Below are 20,398 nucleotides of genomic sequence, written 5' to 3' on the forward strand. Positions count from 1 at the left end.
GTCAGGACACACCTGTTGGGACTCACTGTCCAGTGCCTGAACGAGTCTGGCCAGGCTGCGTTGTCACCCCGTTACTCAAGGAGTCTGCACCATGGCCGCCCGACCCACCTGGCAGGGACATCTGAAGCTGTCGCTGGTGACCTGCCCGGTCGCCCTCTACACGGCGACGTCGAGCGCGAGCCACGTCAGCTTCCATCTGATCAACCCGGATACCAACAACCGCATCCGCATGGTGCCGACCGATCCCGATACCGGGCCGGTCGAGCGGTCGGATCTGGTCAAGGGCTATGAGGTGTCCAAGGACGAATATGTCCTGTTCGACGACGCCGACTTCGACAAGGTCAAGCTGGAGTCCACCCGGACCATCGACATCAACCAGTTCGTCGACGAGGACGACATCGACCGCCTGTATTGGGACGACCCCTTCTATGTGGTGCCCGAGACGGGGGTCGGGGCCGAGGCCTTCGCCGTCATCCGCGACGCCATGAAGGCGGCCGGCAAGATCGCCATCGGCTGTCTGGTCCTGCGCGGCCGCGAACGGCAGATCGCCCTGGAGGTGCGCGGCAAGGGGCTGGTGGCCTATTCGTTGCGGCCGCATGACGAGGTGCGCGACACCGCCGACTATTTCGACGACATCCCGGCGGTGAAGCCGGACAAGGACATGGTCGAGATCGCCACCCGCATCATCGGCCAGAAGGAGGCGGAGTTCGATCCGTCGAAATTCACTGACCGCTATGACGATGCCCTCAGGGAAATGATCAAGGCCAAGCAGAAGGGCGGCAAGGGTCTGGTCGAGGCCCCCGAGCCGGACGACACCAATGTCATCGACCTGATGGAAGCCTTGCGGGCCAGTCTGAAGGGATCGGCGGGAGGCAAGGCGCCGGCGAAGAAGACAGCGGCGAAGAAGGCTGCTCCGGCGAAGAAGCCCGCGGCGAAGTCGAAGGCGGCGTAGGTCAGCCCATCATCCGTGCATCCCCGCGAAGGCGGGGACCCAGGCTTTGATCTCATCTCCAGTGCTGGACCGAGCGCTGGTCAGCCTGCCAGTCTGGTTGCCGCCCAAACCTGGGTCCCCGCCTTCGCGGGGATGCACGGTTTGTGGCTGTCACCGAGCGGCTGAGGCATGATGTCCGGTGTCGCGCCGGTGACTTGACCATGGGGCCCGCCAAGCCGTTGGTGAGCCATGGATGATCAAGAACAGGCGGCGGTGGTCGTCGGGGCGTCGGGCGGGATCGGGGCGGCGACGGTGCGGTTGCTGCGGGCGTCGGGGCGGTTCGCCGTAGTGCACGCCCTGTCGCGGTCGGAGACCGGCTTCGATCTGGAGGACGAGGCGTCGATCGCGGAGGCCGCCGCGCGGGTCGCGGAGGGGCCGCCGCCGACGCTGGTCTTCGTCGCCACGGGCGTGCTGCACCACGGGTTCGAGCCCGAGCGCGGTTATCGCGCCCTGGGCGCCGAGCATATGCTGCGCGACTACCGCATCAACACCGTGGGCCCGGCGCTGACAGCCAAGCATTTTCTGCCGCTGACGCCGCGCGACCGGCGGGCGGTGTTCACCGCCCTGTCGGCGCGGGTGGGGTCGATCGGCGACAACCGGCTGGGCGGTTGGCACAGCTATCGCGCGTCGAAGGCCGCGCTGAACATGGTGCTGAGAAATCTGGCGCTGGAGCTGGGGCGCACCCATCCGCAGGCGGTGGTCGCGGGGCTGCATCCGGGGACGGTGGACACGGCCCTGAGCCAGCCGTTCCAGCGCGAGGTCAGGCCGGAGCGGCTGTTCACCGCCGACCATTCGGCGGAGCGTCTGCTGGCCGTGATCAACGGCCTGACGCCCGCAGACAGCGGCGGCGTCTTCGCCTGGGACGGCGCGCGCATTCCCGAATGACCGACCGGTGATCGCCGGGCGCTTGACTCCCTCGCACAGTATACGGCATACACTGTGTGTCACACACTATGTGGGATGCAGGGAAGCGGCATGAGCCTCGATGCGGACCTCTTTGAATCCATGCGGCTGGAGCTTCGGCGCGGGTCGCTGGTGCTGGCGGTGCTCGCCTGTCTGAGGACCGAGCGGTACGGCTACACCCTGCGTCAGGCCCTGGCCGCCGACGGGCTGGAGATGGAGGAATCGACCCTCTATCCGCTGCTGCGCCGGCTGGAGAGCCAGGGACTGCTGAACAGCGAATGGCGCGAGGAGGAGAAGCGGAAGAAGCGCTTCTACGTCCTGTCGCCGGGCGGCGTTTCGATGCTGGCCGCCCTGACTGACGAGTGGCGGGGGATCAACGCCTCGCTCGACAAGATTCTTTGAGATCGGCTGAAGGGGAAAAGCCATGGACATGATCGACCGCTATCTGAACGCCGTCGCCGCGCAACTGCCGCAGGACGAACGGGCCGACATCATCGCCGAACTGCGCGACCTGATCCTGAGCCGGTTCGAGGCGAAGGAAGAGGAACTGGGGCGGCCGCTGACCGAGGACGAGCAGGAGGCCATCCTGCGCGAGATCGGCCACCCCCTGGTCGTGGCGGCCCGGTACCGCAAGGGGCCGGACCGGCTGGTGGGGCCCGAGCTGTTTCCCTACTGGCTGTTCGGGGTGAAGGCGGGGCTGCTGGTCCTGCTGGCGGTGCAGGCGATCGGCCTGTTCATCCATCTGATCAGCGGGCCGGCGGACTCGGGCCAGGCGATCGGCCATGCGTTCCACGGTTTCTTCGGTTCGGCCCTGACGCTGATCGGCGTGGCGACGGTCGCCGCCGCGGTGTTCGAACACTACGACATCCGGCCGAAATGGATGACGCAGTGGCGGGTCAAGGACCTGGGCGCCTTCGGTCTGTCCGATCCGGCCGCATGGGGCGCTTCGGTGGCGGGGACCGAGACGGCGAAGCAGACGTGGAGGCTCCGGCCCGCCAAGGCCTGGCCGGGCGCGGACTACGCCTTCTCGTTCGTCGTCGTCGGGATGTTCGCGCTGTGGTGGGTTGGCCTGCTGCACTTCCCCGGTGTGGCGCAGGTCCGGCTGCTGGGCGCGGAGGCGGCGGTCACGCCCGCGCCGATCTGGTCGACCCTGTTCGCGCCGATCCTGATCTACGCCCTGGTCCAGATGACGGTCGATCTGAACAGTCTGTTCCGCCCCCACGCGGTCCGGCTGCGCGCGGCGGCCCGGCTGGGGGTCGCGGCCGGCGGCCTGTGGCTGACCTGGGCGATCTGGGAGGCGGGCCACTGGTTCACCCTGACCGACCTCAATGGCGAGACGGCCCGCATCGCCGGCGACGGGGTCACGCTGGACTTCGAGGCCCTGAGGACGCTGGGCGACGGCGCGCGGGATCTGGTCGGGGTGGCGAGCACCCTGTCGGTGGTGTTGGTCTGGGCCCTGGCCATCTCGGCGATCAGCCTGGCGAGCAGCATGGTCCTCAACCTGTGGCGGCTGGCGCGGCCCTGATCGGCCGTCCGCGCGAACTCAGGCCCGGCGCCGCGATGTCCGAAAACCGCGAGACATCCGACCCCGCCGGGCTCATTCTGCAACCATGGAAAACGCCAGCGAACTCGACCAGGAGGCCTGTTACCGCGCGGTGCTGACTCGCGACGCGCGGTTCGACGGGCGCTTCTTCGGCTGTGTGAAGACCACGGGCATCTACTGCCGCCCGGTCTGCCCGGCCCGGACCCCCAGGCGGGAGAACATGATCTTCGTCGTCACGGCGGCGGCGGCGGAGGAGGCGGGCTTTCGGGCCTGTCTGCGCTGCCGGCCCGAGACCGCGCCCGACATGGGGGCGTGGCGCGGGACGTCCAATACGGTCAGTCGGGCCCTGGCCCTGATCGAGGCGGGCGCTCTGGATGGAGGCGACGTCGACGGTCTGGCCGCGCGGCTGGGGGTTGGAGAACGGCATCTGCGGCGGCTGTTCCGCCAGCATCTGGGCGCCGCGCCGGTCAGCGTGGCCCAGACCCGGCGGGTGCTGCTGGCCAAGGCCCTGATCCACCAGACGGACCTGAGCATGGCGCAGGTGGCGCTGGCCTCGGGCTTCGGCAGCGTGCGGCGGTTCAACGAGACGTTTCAGACCCTGTACGAGCGGCCGCCCTCGGCCCTGCGCCGGCGCGGCGAGCGGGTGCACGAGGGCGGGGTGAGGCTGAGCCTGTCCTACCGCGCCCCCTATGACTGGGAGGCGATGCTCGCGGCCCTGACGGCGCGCGGGGACAAGGTCGAAGGGACGCGCTGGTCGCGCGTGCTGGCGCCGGAGGTGGACGGGGCCGACGGTTCTGTGTCGGTCGAGCCGGCGGAGGCCGGCCGGGTCGCGATCTGCGTCGAGGCGACCGACCTGAAGGCCCTGCCAGGGGTGCTGGCGCGGGTGCGGCGGGTGTTCGACATGTCGGCCGATCCGGACGCCATCGCCCGCGATCTGTCGGCTGATCCCGTGCTGAAGCCGTTGGTGGAGGCCCGGCCGGGGCTGAGGCTGGCGGGAGCCTGGATCGATGACGGGGGCGAGGCGCCGAGCGACCGCCTGAATGACGAAACCCTGACCGCCCGCGCCGAAGCCTGGCGTCCGTGGCGGGCCTATGGCGCCCTGTATCTGGCCCTCGCGGGGATCAGCGGCGACCAGTTGATGGAGAGAGACGATGCGAAACGCGCAGCCTGAAACCCTGACCCTGGACCGGGTCGCCACGCCGACCGGCGAGGTTCTGCTGGTCACCGATGCGGAGGGGGCCGTGCGGGCGCTGGACTTCGCTGGTTTTGAAGAGCGGATGATGCGGCTTCTGCGCCGCCACTGGGGCGAGGCGGCGCTGGTCGAGGGCCGCGCGCCCGAGGCCGTGCGCGCGGCGGTCGAGGCGTATTTCGGCGGCGATCTGACGGCGCTGGACGGGCTGACGGTCAGGACCAGCGGCACGGCGTTCCAGCGCGCCGTCTGGGCCGCCCTGCGCGCCATTCCGGCGGGCGAGACGCGGACCTATGGCCAGCTGGCGGCGGCGATCGGCTCGCCGAAGGCGGTGCGCGCGGCCGGTCTGGCCAACGGCCAGAACCCCGTCGCGGTGATCGTGCCCTGCCATCGGGTGATCGGGGCCAACGGAACGCTGACCGGCTATGCCGGCGGGATAGAGCGCAAGCGCTGGCTGCTGGAACATGAGCGCGCGAGCGCCCCCGCCGCCGCAGCCTGGCCCTGTCGTTATCCGACGAAGGCCGGCACGAGAATGCCGATCGGCAGTCAGAATTTGTAGTTCAGACCCACCTGGACGACCGGGAACAGGCCATAGCCTTCGGTCTCTTCGGTGATGCGCCGGCTTTCGTCCCGCAGCCGGGCCTGGAAGGTCGGGTCGTTCGACAGGCTGCCGCCGGTCGAGGTCAGGGCCACCTCGGGCTCGTCGCTCCAGGCGACGCCGGCGACGGCGCGGAAGCCCCAGCGGCCGGTGCGGTAGAAGGTGTCGTCCCAGCCGACGCCCACGAAGGGGGCGACGTCGCGCAGCTTGACCGCGCCGTTCAGGGTTCCGACCTGCGAGGGCGTATAGGTCTGGCCCCCGATCTCGACAGGCCCGGTCGGGGTGGCGGCCAGGTCAATGTCGCGGTCGCCCATATAGGCGCCGCCCGAGATCAGCAGGCCGTTGGCCAGCGGATGCAGGTCGATGAAGCCGCCGACGGTGTCGAAGGCCAGGTCGGCGTTGTAGTCGATCCCGTCATAGCTTTCGTCGGCGCTGTGGGTCAGGCGGTCGAGGGAGCCCCGCAGGGTGAAGATCGGACCGACCTTGACCTGGACCTCGACGCCCAGGCCGGTGGTTCCCGCCGTCGCCCCGACGGCGATGCCGGGCTCTGACGATTGCGCCATCGCTGCTCCGGACGACAGAAGCAGGGCGGCGGCCGCGACAGGGATCAGGCGCATGGGATTCTCCGGTGAGTTCATCCCTTGCAGCCGGTTCCGGTTAAGATCGCGTTTCCCATAACCGACGGGGTCGGCCATCCGGCTTGCGTTTTCCGGCCAGCCCCCTACATTCATCCCGACTTATGCTAACTTTGAGCATAAGTGGAGGAGACGAGCGATGGCGGACGGCATGTTTGGCTTGTCGAAGGAACTGGAGCGGGAAACCGCGCCGGTCTGGGCCAAGGTCAAGGATCACGTCACCCCGATGGAGTGGCCGGCCCAGGCGGCGCTGATCAGCGAGATCAACGCGCTGAAGAAGCAGCGGGACGCCGTCATCCTGGCTCACAACTACATGACGCCGGATATCTTCCACGGCGTCGGCGACTATGTCGGCGACAGCCTGGGCCTGGCCAAGGAAGCGGCGCGGTCGCCGGCGAAGGTGATCGTCCAGGCCGGCGTGCATTTCATGGCCGAGACCTCGAAGATCCTGAGCCCTGAAAAAACGGTGCTGATTCCCGACCTGAAGGCCGGCTGTTCGCTGGCCGAGTCCATCACGGGCGCGGATGTTCGCCTGATCAAGCAGCGGTACCCCGGCTTGCCGGTGGTGACCTATGTGAACACGACGGCCGACGTGAAGGCCGAGACCGACATCTGTTGCACCAGCGCCAACGCCGTCCAGGTGGTGGAATGGGCGGCGAAGGAATGGGGCGTCGACCGGGTGATCCTGATCCCCGACGAGTTCCTGGCGCGCAATGTGGCGGCCCAGACCAATGTCGGCATCATCGCCTGGAAGGGCCGGTGCATCGTGCACGAGCGGTTCACGGCCGCGGACATCGCCGAGATGCGCGAGGCCTATCCCGGCGCCGAAATCCTGGCCCATCCGGAATGCCCGGAGGATGTGCTGTCGGCCGCCGACTTCGCGGGGTCGACCGCGGCGATGACCGACTACATCACCAGCCGGAAGCCGAAACAGGTGGTGTTGCTCACCGAATGCTCCATGGCCGCCAACATCCAGGGTGATGTCCCCGAGGTCAGCTTCATCGGCCCGTGCAATATGTGCCCCTACATGAAGCGGATCACGCTGGAGAACATCCGCGACTGCCTGCTGCACATGCAGTTCGAGGTCACGGTGCCGGAAGAGATGGCCGGGCGTGCGCGGCTGGCGGTGCAGCGGATGATCGACCTGCCGCCGCCCGCGATCCCCGCGCGCTACGACCTGTTCAAGGCGAAGCACCATGTCGCGGTGGAGCTGATCTGATGCACTACGTCGCCCCGGTGCGGGCCGTCGCCAACATCGATCCGAGGAGCCTGCGGCTTCTCGCCCTCCTGGCCTTGTGGCTGAGGCCGGAGAAGGCCACGTCTGCGCGATGACAGACACAGATCAGACGCGCCGCCCCGGTCCCTGGGAGAACCTGCCGCCGGCCGCGCCGGTCGAGCGGGAAATCGCCCGGCCGCAGGCGGGCGAGCCGCCACTGGACAAGGGCCAGCATCCGGTCTGGGCCGTGGTTTCGACCCTGCTGCTGGGCGGTTTCATCTGGTGGGCGTCAGGCAGCTGGGTCATCGCCGTGGCGGCGATCTGGGGCCTGCTGGTGCATGAGTACGGCCATGTGCTGGCGATGAACGCGCTGGGCATGGGACCCGCGAAAATCTACATCATCCCGTTCCTCGGCGGCGTGGCGAAGAGCCAGCGCCTGCCGGCCAGCGAATGGCATGGCGTGCTGGTGTCGCTGGCGGGGCCGGCGTTCGGCCTGCTGGCCGCCATTCCCTTCTTCGGCCTGTACATCGCCACGGGACAGGGGATGTGGCTGCAGGGGGTGTTCATCATCGCCCTGATCAATCTGGTGAACCTCGCGCCCGCGCCGCCCCTCGATGGTTCCAAGGCTCTGGGGCCCGTTCTGGCGCTCATCCACCCCATGGTCGAGAAGGCCGCGATGGTCATCATCGGCGTGGTGGTGGTGATCTGGGGCGTGACCAACGGGAGCTATATCTTCGCGGCCTTCCTGGCCATGGCCCTGATCGGCCATCTGCGGCGCGGCGCATGGCGGCCCGACGGCCGTCAGCTGAACTGGCCCGAGGCGGGCCGCAGCGTGGGCCTGTTCCTGCTGGTCGCCGCGGCCTGCGCGGGCGTGGCTCTGGCCGGGCTGATTCCCGCGACCGGTTCGCTGCAGCAGGCGATGGCGCTGGGCGCCAGCTATTTCGAGTTCGGGCGTTGAGCCGCATCCGCCATGACGGGCCGCTGATCGTCGGCGGGGGTCTGGCCGGTCTTTCGGCCGCGCTGGAGGCGGCGCCGCGCAAGGTGCTGCTGGTCACGCCCGCGCCCCTGCTGGAAGCCTGTTCCTCGGCCTGGGCCCAGGGCGGGGTGGCGGCGGCCCTGTCGGCGGACGACGCCCCGGCCCTGCACGCGGCCGATACGGCGGCGGCGGGCGCAGGTCTGGTCGAGATCGAGGCGACGCGGGCCCTGACCGGCGACGGCCGCGAAACGGTGGAATGGCTGGCCGCGCTCGGCGCCCCCTTCGACCGCGACGCCGCCGGCGGATTCGCGGTCAGTCTGGAAGCCGCGCATTCGCAGGCCCGGGTTGCCCGGGTCGGCGGCGACGGGGCCGGAAGGGCGATCCTGTCGGCGCTGGTGACGGCGGTGCGCGCCGCGCCGCACATCGAGGTGTGGGAGGACGCGCGCCTGCGCGGCCTGATCCAGGACGCCTCCGGGCGCGTGTGCGGAGCACTGATCGACCGCGGCGCGGGCCGGATGGTCGAGGTCACGGCGCCGGCCGTGGTGCTGGCCACCGGCGGCGCGGGCGGGCTGTACGCCCAGACGACCACGCCGGCGGCCCTGCTGGGCGAGGGCATGGCCCTGGCCTGGGCGGCGGGCGCGGAGATTCTGGATCCCGAGTTCGTCCAGTTCCATCCGACGGCCATCGACGTGGGGCTTGATCCCATGCCGCTGGCGACCGAGGCCCTGCGCGGCGAAGGCGCGCGGCTGATCGACCGCGAGGGCCGTTTCCTTCTGGGCCCGGCGGCGGGCGCCGACCTGCAGCCGCGTGACATTGTGGCCCGGGCCGTTCATGCCGCCCGCGCCGAGGGCCGGGGCGCCTTTCTCGACGCCCGTACAGCCGTCGGTCACGAATTCCCCGAAGCCTTTCCCGGAGTCTTCGCAGCCTGCATGCGCGCCGGACTGGATCCCCGCGAGACGCCGATTCCGGTGGCGGCGGCGGCCCATTATCACATGGGCGGGATCGCCGCCGGGCCGGACGGGCGGACGACACTGCCCGGCCTGTTCGCCGTCGGAGAATGCGCCGCGACGGGCGTGCATGGCGCCAACCGGCTGGCGTCCAACTCGCTGCTGGAAGCGGCGGCGTTCGGCCGTCGGACCGGTCGGGCGGCGGCGGCGGAGCGCAGCCAGGGCGGCGCGCCGATCCCCGCCGTAGCGGCTCCGGGCCTGAGCGACGCCGAACTTCAGCGGTTGCGCGCGGCCATGAGCGCCGATGTCGGCGTGGTGCGCGATGCCGCCGGGCTGACGCGCGCGCTGGCCGTGATCAATGAACTGGAGCGCGCAGCCGGGCCCGCTCCGCCGCTGGTCACGGCGCGCATGATCGCTGAGGCGGCGTTGGCGCGGCGTGAGAGCCGGGGCGGGCATTTCCGCCGCGACTATCCGGCCGCGGCGGCGCAGGCGCGGCATACGCGCCTGACTCTCGCGCCCGACCTCGCCGTGGAGCCCGGCGTTCTGGCCACCGCAGGATAGAGCCATGATCAGACAACTGCCCGACCTGCTGATCGAGCCGGTGATCCTGATGGCCCTGACCGAGGATCTGGGCCGCGCCGGCGATGTGACGGCCCAGGCCTGCATTCCCGAAGGCGCGCGCATGCGGGCGTCGTTCGTGGCGCGCAAACCGGGCGTTCTGGCCGGGATCGACTGCGTGCGGCTGAGCGTGCTGGCCATGGATCCCGGGGCCTCGGTCGAGCTGAAGCTGCGCGACGGCGACGCCTTCGGGGCGGGCGCGGTCCTGGCCGAGGTCGAGGCGGACGCGCGGGCCTTTCTGGCCGCCGAGCGGACGGCGTTGAACCTGGTGGGCCGGCTGAGCGGCGTGGCGACCCTGACGCGGGCCTATGTCGAGGCCGTGGCCGGAACGAAGGCGCGCATCGCCGATACGCGCAAGACGACGCCGGGCCTGAGGGCGCTGGAGAAACACGCGGTCCTGTGCGGCGGCGGGGTCAATCACCGCTTCGGCCTGGATGACGCGATCCTGATCAAGGACAATCACGTCGCCGTCTGCGGCGGCGTGGGCGAGGCGATCCGCCGCGCGCGGACCGCGATGGGTCACCTGATGAAGGTCGAGGTCGAGGTCGACGGCCTGGATCAACTGGATGAGGCGCTGGCCGAACGGCCGGACGTGATCATGCTGGACAATTTCACCCTGCCGATGCTGCGCGAGGCGGTGGAGCGGGCCCGGGTCTCGCCGTTCGGCCGGCCGGTGCTGGAAGCCTCGGGCGGGGTCAATCTGGGGACGGTGCGCGCTATCGCGGAGACGGGGGTGGACGTGATCTCGGTCGGGGCCCTGACCCATTCCGCGCCGTCGCTGGACATCGGCCTGGACGTCGTCTGAACGGATCGGCGAACGCCGCTACGGAACGGCGGCCTCGACACGGGGTTTATCAGGGGACGGAAGGAGACTTCGATGACCCACGCCCCCAGAATTCCCAAGGAACAGCGCAGCTACGCCGACAAGGGCGTCAAATCGGCTGATGAAGCCGCCGACAGCGACCGTCGCGATCTCGAGACAGAGATCCAGACGGGCCAGCCCGGGGACTCCGATGTCAATCTTGATCAGCAGGGGCGGTTCGGCAATCTGAAGCAGAACCTGACCAACCAGTGGAAGGTCCAGAATCGCTGATCACGGCCGAGGAAAGCCGGCATGCCTGATGGGTCAGGCCGCGGCGGGCGTGGTTTCGGCCGGAGCCGCAGGCGCTTCCAACGGAGCCGCCGTAGCGGGCGACGGCGGGGATGAGACGGCGGCGGGAGCCGCCTCAACCGGGGCGCCGCGATTGTCCTGCGACGCCAGCAGATTGTAGGCGACGGCGCCGGCTTCGCGAACCGTGCCGGTCGGGTCCATGCTGGCCTGGATCAGACGCGGGCCTTCAGCCGGGCCTGACGGCCGAGCCGTATAGGTGAAGGCGCCGCGCGAGCCTGACCGGCCGCCGAAGCGGTAGAACAGGTGGTCGCCGACCTGATTGACCCGCACCATGGCGTGGCGCCAGCCCGGCGAGACGCCCGTGGTGTGGAAGAAGGTGGCGTTTCCGACCGGGGCGAAGACGCCGCCGGACAGGGCGCTGGAGGCGACTTCACGGGCCCGGTTCCAGGCGACCTGGTTGACCCGGCCGCGCATGGAGCCATCGCAGGTGAAGCTGAATTGGCAGCCGGTCCGGCGGCCCGCCCCCTGGAAGACGACGCCGCAGACGCTGTTGGGGAACGCAGCATGACGCACGCGGTTCAGGACGACCTGGGCCACGGCGCGCATGCCGTCGCGGCCTTCGCCGCGGGCTTCGTAATAGGCGGCCTGGGTCAGGCACTCGAGATCGCGCGAGGCGTCCAGGGCGCCGCCGAGGCGGAAGGGCTGAGCCGCGACCGGGCCGGTCAGGCTGACCTGGCGCAGGGCGGAAGCGCCGGGCCGGGCGCGCAGCTGTTCGAGGCGCGCGGTCATCAGTTCGGCCTGGCGGTCGCGCTGGGCGCCGCCGGCGACGGTGTAGGGATCGTGGCGCCGGGCGATGGCCAGGGCGCTTTCGTCGAGACCGCCCGCCGCAGCGGCGAGTGCTTCCTCGGTAAATCCGGCCGCCGTGGCGCCCTCGATCCGTTCCGCCTGGTTCCGCACGGTAGTGGCCTTGGCCGCCGTCCCGCCCAGATAGGCGCAGCCCACGGCCAGCCCCATCACAACGCCGAAAGCCGCAGCCGCCGTGCCGGGCCGGATACGGGCCAGACGATCGACAGGAGCTTTCGCGCACGTGTGCGGGGCGTTCGGCAAGAGCTCAGTCCTGTTCAGCAGGGCGCTATGCCGCCCCCGGATAGTCTCGCAACCGGGCGACCCTCTCCAATCTCGTGGAGATCGGCGTCGCGATCCGTTTGCGGTAAATCGGCGGTCGGCGAATGGGCCAGCCGTCGAGGACGCGCCTTAAGCCAGCCGTTTGTGGCGCCAATGTGGTTGATTCGCAAGATTCGGGTGCGACGCAACATCGCGTGGGTGTGGATATGTAAGCTGAAATGATCCGGCGGGCGGAGTCGTGTTGTCGCTCCCAATCTATCGCAATTTTGCTGTATTTCCGATCATGAACACAACACGATGACGCGGTGATTCTGCATTGCAATGATTAAGGCGTGGATGATCTATTGTAGTCGTTATGGTTTCGTTGACGATTTTGACTTTGCACGTAGAGCCGGAACCGACGCGGCGAAACCGCGTTCAAGCGGCGCTATCGGGAGATTCCGTCATGAAACGTATTGCCGTCACCCTTGTCCTGGCCGCCACTGCCGTCGCCGCCGCGGGCTGTGGGCAGACCATCGAACAGAAGGCCGCCACGGGCGCGATCGCCGGGGCCCTTGTCGCCGGTCCGGTGGGCGCGGCGGTGGGCGGCGCGGCGGGCGCCGCAGTGGGCCAGGCCGAGAAACCGAACTGACACACTTCTCCGTCGAGTGAGCGGGGCGGGACCGATCCCGCCTCGCAACCTTGATTTCGGCGCCTATATAGGGTTAGCCGACGCGCCCGGGTTGAAGAGACGTTCGCCCCGCGCCGTTCCGCGTATCCGACAAACGATCAAGGACATCGACGACCTCCGCATGAGAGATCTGAAACAAACCGGCTTCGCCGACCGCCTGACCACCCAGCAGGAGGCCAAGAAGGCCCTGCTCGCCCGGTTCAAGGCCAAACCCGCCGCACCCGACCCCGAATTCGAGAAGCTGGCGCTCAAGCGCGCCGCCGAGAAGGAAGCCCTGCGTCAACAGCACGAGCTGACCAAGGCCGAAGCGCGCCGTGAAAAGGCCGACAAGGAAGCCGCCCGCCTCGCGTCCGACGTCGAGGCCCAGGAAGCGATCGAGGCCGAGAAGCGCGCCGCCCGCAAGGAGCGCAAGGCTTTGACCAAGGAAGAACAGAAGGCCGCCCGCGACGCGCGCTACGCCGCCCGCAAGGCCCGCACCCGCTAGGTCGCTTCAGACGGCTGGCGCGCATCCTCGGGCGTGAGATCGCCCAGGATGCGCGCCAGCTGGTCGCCCGAATAGGGTTTGCGCAGGAACGGCCAGGGCGCGTCCGCCAGGGCCGCGTCCACGTCGTCGCCCGCATAGCCGGACGTCAGCACGACCCGCATGTCGGGATGGTCGCGCTCGCACCGGCGCGCAAGCTCGATGCCGGTCATGCCGCCGGGCATGACCACATCACTCAGCATGATGTCGAAACGCTCGCGCTTGAGCAGCTCCAGCGCCTGGGGGGCGGTTTCAACGGCCCGGACCTCCAGCCCGAGACTCTCCAGCAACTCCAGCGCCACGACGGTGACGCTGACGTCGTCCTCGACGAGCAGGAGGCGGCGGCCCGCTTTCATTGTCTGGGTTGCCGACGGGCTTGCCTCGATCGCGGGCGCGGCATCCTCGGCGAGCGGCGGGAGATAGAGTTTGATCTCCGTGCCGCGCCCCACGGCCGAGACTATGTGGGCCGCCCCGCCGCTCTGGCGCGCAAAGCCATAGACCTGGCTCAGGCCCAGACCGGTGCCCTTGCCGACCGCCTTGGTGGTGAAGAAGGGTTCGAACACCCGGGCGATCACGTCGGGCGGCATGCCGGAGCCATTGTCCGACACCGTGACGCAGACATAGTCGCCGGGCGACAGGTCGGTCACCTCGCCGGCCTTGACGGTGCAGGACAGGGTCTCGACCGTGATCCGCCCCTTGTCGCCGACGGCGTCGCGGGCGTTGACGACGAGGTTCAGCAGGGCGGCCTCGAACTGGGACGGGTCGACGCTGACCCGGGCCCCGCCACGGCGCAGCTTGAGCTTGAACTCGACGGCCTCCCCCACGGCCCGGCGCAGCAGCGGCTCGCTTTCGCGAATCTGGGCGTTCAGGTCGACGGCCTCGGGGCGCAGGGCCTGCCGGCGCGAGAAGGCCAGCAACTGGTGCGTCAGACCCTCGCCGCGACGGGCGGCGGCCAGGGCGGCCTCGCCCAGTTTCTGGCGTTTGGCCGCGTCGTTCGGCGAGCGCAGCATGATGTCCAGGGCGCCGATGACGACGGTCAGGAGATTGTTGAAGTCGTGGGCCACGCCGCCCGTCAGCCGGCCGACGGCCTCCATTCGCTGGGCGTGCATCAGGTCAGCCTCGGCCTTGGCCTTCTCCGCCATCGCCTCACCGACGCGCTCCTCGAGCAGTTCGTTGATGCGTTTGAGGTCCTCCTCGGCCTGTTTGGCCTCGGTGACGTCGACGTTGGCGCCGACATAGCCCTGGTATTTTCCGCCGGCGTCGAAACGGGGCAGGGCCTCGCAGCGCAGCCATCGCTCGCCCATCACGGGATGGCGGGTCCGGATCAGGCCTTCGAAGCGGTCGTGCCGGTCCACGGCCTCGTTGAAGGCGGCCAGGAAGGCCTGGATGTCGTCGGGGTGAACCAGCTTTCGCCAGCCCTCGACCACGTCCAGCTCGGACTCGATGCCGAAGAAGGCGCGGTAGCGGCGGTTGATGAAGCTGGGCCTGCCCTCGGCGTCCAGCATCCAGATCAGGGCGGGCGCGCTATCGGCCACGGTGCGGAACCGGGTCTCGGACTCCATCAGCCGGTCGCTGGCCTCGCGCATGTCCGTCACGTCGAACGCCACGCCAACGAAGCCCAGAACCGCGCCGCCAGCACCCAGCCGGGGCCGCGAGAAGGACTTCAACCACCGGTACTCCCCGTCATGGCGCAAATACCGCGCCTCCATCGAGAAAGCCTGGCCCGTCGCCTCTCCGGCGAGCGATTCCTGGATGATGCGTTCATGGTCGTCGGGATGGATGACGGCGCGCCAGTCGGCCAGTCGCGCCTCGTCGTAGGTTCCGCCGTTGAACGCGACATAGGCCTGGTTGACGAACGCGCGCGTGCGATCCTGCTGGGTGACCCAGATCAGCACGGGTGCGGTGTCGGCGATGGCGCGGAAGCGGGCCTCGCTCTCCCGGACCGCGGCCTCCGCGCGGGCCCGCTCGATTTCGGTCCAGGTGCGGACCGCGACCTCCTGCAGGAGATCCGATTCCGGTTCGCTCCATTCGCGCACGCTGGCGTGGTGGGCGTACATGAACGCCCTCAGACCGCCTCCGCGAATGACCGGCGCGCGCATGAGAGCCCGTGTCTCCAGCCGCTGGAAAACCTCCAGGGCGTCCCGTGTCCGCGCGTCCGTCTGAACATCCGGGATGCGGATCAACTGTCCTTCCGCCAGATCGGTGATCAGGTCAGCGCCGAGATCCTCGGGGCGGAACTCGCCCTGGGCGCTGACGACGCCGGCGGTCCAGTCGGGGTTCATGAAGACCACCCCGCGTTCCTGATCCACCTCGCCATAGCCGACACGGTCGGCGCCGAGCTCCGCGCCGACTGCCCGCCCGGCCTCGATCATGATCTCTTCCGGAGACGCGAGGTCGCGGAGTCTGTCGGCCAGCTCCAGCAGGAATGTCTGGCGCCGTTCGAGGGCGGCCAGCGCATCCAGCGCCTCGCGCGTCTCGCTGACATCGAAGGCCATGCCGACGTAGCCGAGAAAGGTCTGGTCGGAGCCGAACCGCGGATTGACGGAGACGCGCATCCAGCGCCACCCGCCATCGGCGCGCTGGAACCGGGCCTCGAAGTCATAGGGCCGGCGCGCCGGCCGCGCGCTCGCCATCGCCGCCTCGACCGAAGCCTGATCGTCGGGGTGGATGGTCTGTTTCCAGACGTGCCCCAGAAGCTGTTCGGCGGGACGGCCGTAGTATTTGACCAGGGCGGCGTTGACGAACTCGACCTCGGCGTTCGCATTGGTCATCCAGACCGGCGACGGCGCGGTGTCGGCCATCAGCCGGAAGCGGGCGTCGCTTTCGCCGACGCGGGCGTCCGCGGCGGACAGCTCCGCGATCGAATGGTCCAGCCGCGCGAGCGTCTTGCGCAGCGAGGCGGCGACGACGGCGATGAACAGGCCGACGACAATGAAGTTGGTCGTCGCGATCACGCCCATGGGCGACGATATTCCCACGCCCACGGCGCCGGGACCGGCGATCAACCAGCCGCCGAGCAGGGCGGCCACAACCGTGGTCGCGCCCGCCAGCCGGCCCGCGGCCAACGCCGCCAGAACGACTCCCGGCAACAAGATGATGAAACCGCTGATCTGGCCATAGAAGCCGGACAGGGCCCAGCGGATCGCCAGAACCAGGGCGGCGAACGCCAGACCGATCAGGACGTTGACCCACCACGGCCGGGGCGGAATCCGCGCCAGTCCACTCAGTGCGGCGTCAGCATTTGACAGACGTCTGAGAAACCCGGCCGCGCCCACTCGACAACCCCCGCTCGCGACGCGCGCGATCCTTCGCAACGTATTGGGAAGGATCACGTTCCTTCAGGTCTCGCCATTCATTCCGTGGTTGCCCGAACATCCTGTCTTGGCGAATGCGTCGGCGATGCCCACTTCAACCCCGACCGTTTCAACCTTCCCAGGAGTTCCGCATGCCCGCCACGATCGACACCGGCCTGACCAGGGCCGAGCGCTCCGATGTCGCCCAGGAACTGACCAAGGTGCTGGCCGACAGTTTCGCCGTCTACCTGAAGACCCACGGCTATCACTGGAACGTACGCGGTCCCGAGTTCTTCAGCTTCCACAATCTGCTGGAACAGCAGTACCGGGACATATGGGCCGCGCTGGACGACCTCGCCGAGCGTATCCGCGCCCTGGGTGTGCTCGCCCCGCAGAGCTTTTCAGGGTTCGGAAATCTGACCTCGATCAAGGATGGGGACCCCGAGAAGGAGGCGAACGCCATGCTCAAGGAGCTGATGCAGGATCACGAAACCCTGATCGCCACCACTCGCAAGGCGCTCGCGGTCGCTGATGAGGCCGGCGACGAGGCATCGGCCGACCTGATGACGCAGCGGCTGGCGGCGCATGAGAAGTTCGCCTGGATGCTGCGATCGACCCTCGGCGGGCGTTGAGGCTTGACCAAACGGCGCTTTTCCGCCTGAAAAGCGCCCCGCTTGACGGGCATGGAAGATGTTGAGGCGGCCAAGGCCGTCCATTGGAGCTGGAATTTGGCCGGGATCGACTGGAGATCGACGCTGAAACGGACGCGGCGGTATGCCGCCGGCGTGCCCGTGGTGCTGGCCGCTTTCGGCGTGGCCATGGCCGCCAGCTCGACCCCCCGGCCCGAGATCGACCGCCGCGCCGACGCCGTCCGGACCCTGACCAGGGGCGACCTGGGCGCCCGCGGCATGGCCGCCATCACCGGTCGCATGGATCCGTCGCAACTGGCCGTCGCGCTGCGTCACGATCCGGGCGAGCGCCAGCCGGCGCTGTATGGCCTGACCGCTGGCTGGGAGAGCCTGACCCTGGCCGGCCGGCCGACGCTGGAATTCGGCGCCATCGGCCTGGACGCCATGAAGCTGAACGCCGCGACGCCGAACGCTTCACAGTATCTGCGCACGGCGGCTCCCTTCGTCTTCAAGCCGGCCACAGGCGAGGACCGGCGCCGCGCGCTGCGCTGCCTGACCCAGGGTGTGTATTATGAGGCGGCGCTGGAGCCGACCGAGGGCCAGGAAGCCGTCGCCCAGGTCATTCTGAACCGCGTGCGCGATCCCAACTACGCCAACACCGTCTGCGGCGTGGTGTTCGAGGGGGCCGAGCGCACGACGGGCTGCCAGTTCAGCTTCACCTGCGACGGCGCGCTGGGCCAGGCGCCCGTGGGCTGGGCGTGGGAGCGGGCGAAGCGGGTCGCGGAACGGGCCCTGGCCGGCCATGTGTCGGCCGCCGTGGGGACGGCGACCCACTATCACGCCGATTATGTGCATCCGTGGTGGTCGCCGACGCTGAACAAGCTGACCCAGATCGGCGCACACATCTTCTACCGGTGGAAGGGCGTCTATGGAGAGCCGGCGGCCTTCAGCCAACGCTATTCGGGCCGTGAGCCCCTGATTGACGAGGCGCGATTCTCGCGGCCGCGCATCCGGATCGCCACCGCGGCCGAGGCGGAAAAGGCGCTGGCCGAGGCCGCCGCCAACGGCGAGAGCGTCATGCGGACCGTCCAGATCGACGGCCAGACCCGGGTCGTCGGGGTCGCCTCCCTCGGCGGGCGCCGTCAGGCCTCGGCGTCCGACATCGCGGCCATCAACGAGCGGCTGGCCGCCTTCGAAGCCCCCGCAGCGCCCGCACCCGCGGCGACGGTCGTCGTCGCTCCGGGCGTGACGCCCATGGCGGTCGAGGAAGTCGGCCGTCCGGGCGCCTGACGCCCGCCACGCCAAGCTTTGCAACGGCATTCGCTTTTGCGCATTTCCTGATCTCGGCGCGCACAGGCGTGAACAACGGACCCCGGATGACCACGACCGCCTGGAATGAGACGGATCGCCTTGCGGCCCTGCAGTCCTACGACATCCTCGATTCCGAACGAGAGCCTGCGTTCGACGACATCACCGCGCTGGTGGCCCGGCTGTGTGACGCGCCCATCGCCGTGGTCAACCTGATCGACGCCAATCGGCAATGGTTCAAGTCCGAGGTGGGGCTGGGCGTACGCGAGACGCCGCTGGAAACCTCCTTCTGTCGCCACGCCCTGCTCGAACGGGACCAACTGGTGGTTCCGGATGCGACGCAGGACCCGCGGTTCGCCTGCAATCCTCTGGTCACGGCGCCCGAAGGCCCGAAATTCTACGCCGGCGTGCTGTTGAAGGACGAGGCCGGCCTGCCGCTCGGCACCCTGTGCGTCCTTGACACCCGGCCGCGCCCCGAGGGGCTGACCCCCGTCCAGGTCGAGGCGCTGGAGGTGCTGGCGCGCCAGGTGATGAACCTGCTGAACCTGCGCAAGGCGCTGGCGGCGGGGCGCCGGGCAGATGCCGATCTGGTGACCACGGCGGCGGCCCTCGCGGAAAGCGAGGCGAGATTCCGCGCCATCGCCGACTCCATGCCGCAGATGGTCTGGTCGACGCGGCCGGACGGCTTCCACGACTACTACAATGCGCGTTGGTACGAGTTCACCGGCGTGGCCGCGGGATCGACCGACGGCGAAGGCTGGAACGGCATGTTCCACCCCGACGACCAGGCGCGCGCCTGGGAGCGTTGGAGCCATTCGCTGGAAACCGGCGAACCCTACGAGATCGAATACCGGCTGCGGCGCGCCGATGGCGTCTACCGCTGGACGCTGGGCCGGGCTTCGCCGATCCGGAACGGGAAGGGCGGGATCACGCGCTGGTTCGGCACCTGTACGGATATCGAGGACCTGAAACGGGTGGTCGATTCCAAGGACTTGCTGAGTCAGGAGCTGAGCCACCGGATCAAGAACATCTTCGCCGTTGTCTCGGCCCTGATCGCCCTGTCGGCGCGCCAGTTCCCGGAGGCGAAGGAATTCGCGGCGGCGGTGCGGACGCGGATCAACGCCCTGGCTCGCGCCCATGAGTTCGTGCGGCCGCACACCGACACCTCGCGCCCGACCGTCGGGACGACGACGCTGCACGCCTTTCTCAACGACCTGTTCAAACCCTATGCGACGCTGGACGGGCAAATGCGGATCACGGTCACCGGCGACGATGCGGTGTTCGACGACCAGGCCGCGACCTCGGTCGCCCTTCTGTTCCATGAGCTCGCCACCAATGCCGCGAAATATGGAGCCCTGTCGGTGGAAGGAGGGGCGGTCACCCTGGACACGCGCAACGAGGGCGACCGGTTCATCCTGGCGTGGGAAGAGCGGGGCGGGCCCCCGGTCGCGGGCGAGCCGACGAGGATCGGGTTCGGCTCGTCACTGGCCACCCTGTCGGTCGAGAACCAGCTGGGCGGGCGGCTGGAACGGATCTGGGCGCCCGAAGGACTGCGGGTGACCGCCGACCTGCCGGCCACCGCCCTGTCACGACGCCGCGCCGCACAAATTGTCGCATAACGGGGTTGGCCGGCAACCCCGCATCCGGGTCAGCGTTGATTTGGCAGGCTGATCGCATGCTGCGGTCGCGATAAGAGAGACCGAGTGTCCGAAACCCGATGAGTGCGCGTATCCTGGTCATTGAAGACGAAGCACTGGTGGCGATGGAGCTGCGCTTCGTGCTGGAAGATCTCGGCCACGAGGTGGTCGGAACGGCCTCTGACGCGCATACGGCGCGGCGTCTGGTTCAGGACACCGAAGTCGATCTGGCGCTGGTCGACATCCATCTGTCCGACGGCCCGACCGGCATCGATCTGGGACGCGAGCTGGGTCAGGATCTGGGCGTGACCGTCCTGTTCATGACCGCCAACCCCGGCATGGTGCGCAATGGCGTGGCCGGCACGATCGGCGTCCTGTCCAAGCCGACCGACGAGCGCGCCGTGCAGACGGCGGTGGACTATGCCCTGCGCCGCCGGGCGGGACGGCCGGTCGAATACGCCCCGCCCGAGCTGCAGCTGTTCGGCTGAC

The 20,398-nt window shown here is 69.1% G+C and carries 20 protein-coding genes; 17 read left to right on the top strand and 3 right to left on the bottom strand.

Annotation, left to right across the window (positions count from 1 at the left end; translation table 11 throughout):
- Positions 1 to 91 precede the first annotated feature (91 nt).
- The 6 genes from PSV23_RS02865 to PSV23_RS02890 all read left to right on the top strand — a co-directional run bounded on the left by PSV23_RS02865 (position 92) and on the right by PSV23_RS02890 (position 5,185).
- Positions 92 to 952 (top strand): Ku protein, encoded by an 861-nt coding sequence (locus PSV23_RS02865; RefSeq protein ID WP_300466002.1) that lies wholly within the window; start codon positions 92 to 94, stop codon positions 950 to 952.
- Positions 953 to 1,180: 228 nt separating this feature from the next.
- The gene (locus PSV23_RS02870; protein ID WP_300466003.1) at positions 1,181 to 1,876 is read left to right on the top strand and encodes an SDR family NAD(P)-dependent oxidoreductase; all 696 of its coding nucleotides are present in this window, start codon (positions 1,181 to 1,183) and stop codon (positions 1,874 to 1,876) included.
- A 90-nt stretch (positions 1,877 to 1,966) separates the two neighbouring features.
- Positions 1,967 to 2,296 carry a PadR family transcriptional regulator gene (locus tag PSV23_RS02875; protein ID WP_300466004.1) on the top strand — a complete coding sequence of 110 codons (330 nt, stop codon included), beginning with the start codon at positions 1,967 to 1,969 and terminating at the stop codon, positions 2,294 to 2,296.
- A gap of 22 nt (positions 2,297 to 2,318) precedes the next feature.
- Positions 2,319 to 3,419, top strand: a complete 1,101-nt coding sequence (locus PSV23_RS02880; protein ID WP_300466005.1) for a hypothetical protein — start codon at positions 2,319 to 2,321, stop codon at positions 3,417 to 3,419.
- Positions 3,420 to 3,504: 85 nt separating this feature from the next.
- Positions 3,505 to 4,608, top strand: a complete 1,104-nt coding sequence (locus tag PSV23_RS02885) for a bifunctional transcriptional activator/DNA repair enzyme AdaA (protein WP_300466006.1) — start codon at positions 3,505 to 3,507, stop codon at positions 4,606 to 4,608.
- Positions 4,589 to 5,185 (top strand): methylated-DNA--[protein]-cysteine S-methyltransferase, encoded by a 597-nt coding sequence (locus PSV23_RS02890; protein WP_300466007.1) that lies wholly within the window; start codon positions 4,589 to 4,591, stop codon positions 5,183 to 5,185. The genes PSV23_RS02885 and PSV23_RS02890 overlap by 20 nt, the downstream gene beginning before the upstream one ends.
- On the opposite strand, the gene PSV23_RS02895 is transcribed toward PSV23_RS02890, so the two are convergent.
- Complete coding sequence (locus tag PSV23_RS02895) at positions 5,173 to 5,841, bottom strand: hypothetical protein (protein ID WP_300466008.1); 669 nt, start codon at positions 5,839 to 5,841, stop codon at positions 5,173 to 5,175. The genes PSV23_RS02890 and PSV23_RS02895 overlap by 13 nt on opposite strands.
- 157 nt (positions 5,842 to 5,998) lie before the next feature.
- Between PSV23_RS02895 and nadA the strand changes: the two genes are divergently transcribed.
- The 5 genes from nadA (at position 5,999) to PSV23_RS02920 (ending at position 10,709) form a co-directional block, all read left to right on the top strand.
- Entirely contained in the window at positions 5,999 to 7,078 is a 1,080-nt protein-coding gene (gene nadA, locus PSV23_RS02900; protein ID WP_300466009.1) for a quinolinate synthase NadA, read from the top strand.
- A 109-nt stretch (positions 7,079 to 7,187) separates the two neighbouring features.
- On the top strand, positions 7,188 to 8,033 hold the full coding sequence (locus tag PSV23_RS02905; RefSeq protein ID WP_300466010.1) for a site-2 protease family protein: 846 nt from the start codon (positions 7,188 to 7,190) through the stop codon (positions 8,031 to 8,033).
- The gene (locus PSV23_RS02910; RefSeq protein ID WP_300466011.1) at positions 8,030 to 9,559 is read left to right on the top strand and encodes an L-aspartate oxidase; all 1,530 of its coding nucleotides are present in this window, start codon (positions 8,030 to 8,032) and stop codon (positions 9,557 to 9,559) included. Before PSV23_RS02905 ends, PSV23_RS02910 begins: the two co-directional genes overlap by 4 nt.
- Positions 9,560 to 9,563: 4 nt before the next feature.
- On the top strand, positions 9,564 to 10,421 hold the full coding sequence (gene nadC / locus PSV23_RS02915; RefSeq protein ID WP_300466012.1) for a carboxylating nicotinate-nucleotide diphosphorylase: 858 nt from the start codon (positions 9,564 to 9,566) through the stop codon (positions 10,419 to 10,421).
- 72 nt (positions 10,422 to 10,493) lie between these two features.
- A complete protein-coding gene (locus PSV23_RS02920; RefSeq protein WP_300466013.1) occupies positions 10,494 to 10,709 on the top strand; it encodes a hypothetical protein in 216 nt (71 codons plus the stop codon).
- Between the two features lie 33 nt (positions 10,710 to 10,742).
- Here the strand turns inward: PSV23_RS02920 and PSV23_RS02925 are convergent, their stop codons facing one another.
- Positions 10,743 to 11,834, bottom strand: a complete 1,092-nt coding sequence (locus PSV23_RS02925) for a cell wall hydrolase (RefSeq protein ID WP_300466014.1) — start codon at positions 11,832 to 11,834, stop codon at positions 10,743 to 10,745.
- A gap of 463 nt (positions 11,835 to 12,297) precedes the next feature.
- Here PSV23_RS02925 and PSV23_RS02930 point away from each other — a divergent pair, with 463 nt between their 5' ends.
- Both PSV23_RS02930 and PSV23_RS02935 read left to right on the top strand, forming a co-directional pair.
- Complete coding sequence (locus PSV23_RS02930; protein ID WP_300466015.1) at positions 12,298 to 12,483, top strand: hypothetical protein; 186 nt, start codon at positions 12,298 to 12,300, stop codon at positions 12,481 to 12,483.
- A gap of 160 nt (positions 12,484 to 12,643) precedes the next feature.
- Positions 12,644 to 13,006 carry a DUF6481 family protein gene (locus PSV23_RS02935; RefSeq protein WP_300466016.1) on the top strand — a complete coding sequence of 121 codons (363 nt, stop codon included), beginning with the start codon at positions 12,644 to 12,646 and terminating at the stop codon, positions 13,004 to 13,006.
- Here PSV23_RS02935 and PSV23_RS02940 read toward each other — a convergent pair.
- The gene (locus tag PSV23_RS02940) at positions 13,003 to 16,317 is read right to left on the bottom strand and encodes a PAS domain S-box protein (protein ID WP_300466017.1); all 3,315 of its coding nucleotides are present in this window, start codon (positions 16,315 to 16,317) and stop codon (positions 13,003 to 13,005) included. The two genes, PSV23_RS02935 and PSV23_RS02940, sit on opposite strands and share 4 nt — an antisense overlap.
- Positions 16,318 to 16,487: 170 nt before the next feature.
- On the opposite strand from PSV23_RS02940, the gene PSV23_RS02945 reads away from it, so the two are divergent.
- From PSV23_RS02945 to PSV23_RS02960, 4 genes are all read left to right on the top strand, one after another.
- A complete protein-coding gene (locus PSV23_RS02945) occupies positions 16,488 to 16,967 on the top strand; it encodes a Dps family protein (RefSeq protein ID WP_300466018.1) in 480 nt (159 codons plus the stop codon).
- Between the two features lie 96 nt (positions 16,968 to 17,063).
- Complete coding sequence (locus PSV23_RS02950; protein ID WP_300466019.1) at positions 17,064 to 18,254, top strand: cell wall hydrolase; 1,191 nt, start codon at positions 17,064 to 17,066, stop codon at positions 18,252 to 18,254.
- An 86-nt stretch (positions 18,255 to 18,340) separates the two neighbouring features.
- Complete coding sequence (locus tag PSV23_RS02955; RefSeq protein ID WP_300466020.1) at positions 18,341 to 19,891, top strand: sensor histidine kinase; 1,551 nt, start codon at positions 18,341 to 18,343, stop codon at positions 19,889 to 19,891.
- 98 nt (positions 19,892 to 19,989) lie between these two features.
- Complete coding sequence (locus tag PSV23_RS02960) at positions 19,990 to 20,397, top strand: response regulator (RefSeq protein ID WP_300466021.1); 408 nt, start codon at positions 19,990 to 19,992, stop codon at positions 20,395 to 20,397.
- The last annotated feature ends 1 nt before the right edge of the window (position 20,398 follow it).

It is taken from the genome of Brevundimonas sp. (genome assembly GCF_029946145.1).
GTDB lineage: Bacteria > Pseudomonadota > Alphaproteobacteria > Caulobacterales > Caulobacteraceae > Brevundimonas.

Coding starts and splice junctions, on each gene's coding strand:
- PSV23_RS02960 (WP_300466021.1), top strand. CDS start 19,990: ATGAGTGCGCGTATCCTGGTCATTGAAGACGAAGCACTGGTGGCGATG.
- PSV23_RS02890 (WP_300466007.1), top strand. CDS start 4,589: ATGCGAAACGCGCAGCCTGAAACCCTGACCCTGGACCGGGTCGCCACG.
- PSV23_RS02895 (WP_300466008.1), bottom strand. CDS start 5,841: ATGCGCCTGATCCCTGTCGCGGCCGCCGCCCTGCTTCTGTCGTCCGGA.
- PSV23_RS02905 (WP_300466010.1), top strand. CDS start 7,188: ATGACAGACACAGATCAGACGCGCCGCCCCGGTCCCTGGGAGAACCTG.
- nadA (WP_300466009.1), top strand. CDS start 5,999: ATGGCGGACGGCATGTTTGGCTTGTCGAAGGAACTGGAGCGGGAAACC.
- PSV23_RS02930 (WP_300466015.1), top strand. CDS start 12,298: ATGAAACGTATTGCCGTCACCCTTGTCCTGGCCGCCACTGCCGTCGCC.
- PSV23_RS02945 (WP_300466018.1), top strand. CDS start 16,488: ATGCCCGCCACGATCGACACCGGCCTGACCAGGGCCGAGCGCTCCGAT.
- PSV23_RS02880 (WP_300466005.1), top strand. CDS start 2,319: ATGGACATGATCGACCGCTATCTGAACGCCGTCGCCGCGCAACTGCCG.
- PSV23_RS02875 (WP_300466004.1), top strand. CDS start 1,967: ATGAGCCTCGATGCGGACCTCTTTGAATCCATGCGGCTGGAGCTTCGG.
- PSV23_RS02920 (WP_300466013.1), top strand. CDS start 10,494: ATGACCCACGCCCCCAGAATTCCCAAGGAACAGCGCAGCTACGCCGAC.
- PSV23_RS02935 (WP_300466016.1), top strand. CDS start 12,644: ATGAGAGATCTGAAACAAACCGGCTTCGCCGACCGCCTGACCACCCAG.
- PSV23_RS02885 (WP_300466006.1), top strand. CDS start 3,505: ATGGAAAACGCCAGCGAACTCGACCAGGAGGCCTGTTACCGCGCGGTG.
- PSV23_RS02865 (WP_300466002.1), top strand. CDS start 92: ATGGCCGCCCGACCCACCTGGCAGGGACATCTGAAGCTGTCGCTGGTG.
- PSV23_RS02870 (WP_300466003.1), top strand. CDS start 1,181: ATGGATGATCAAGAACAGGCGGCGGTGGTCGTCGGGGCGTCGGGCGGG.
- PSV23_RS02955 (WP_300466020.1), top strand. CDS start 18,341: ATGACCACGACCGCCTGGAATGAGACGGATCGCCTTGCGGCCCTGCAG.
- nadC (WP_300466012.1), top strand. CDS start 9,564: ATGATCAGACAACTGCCCGACCTGCTGATCGAGCCGGTGATCCTGATG.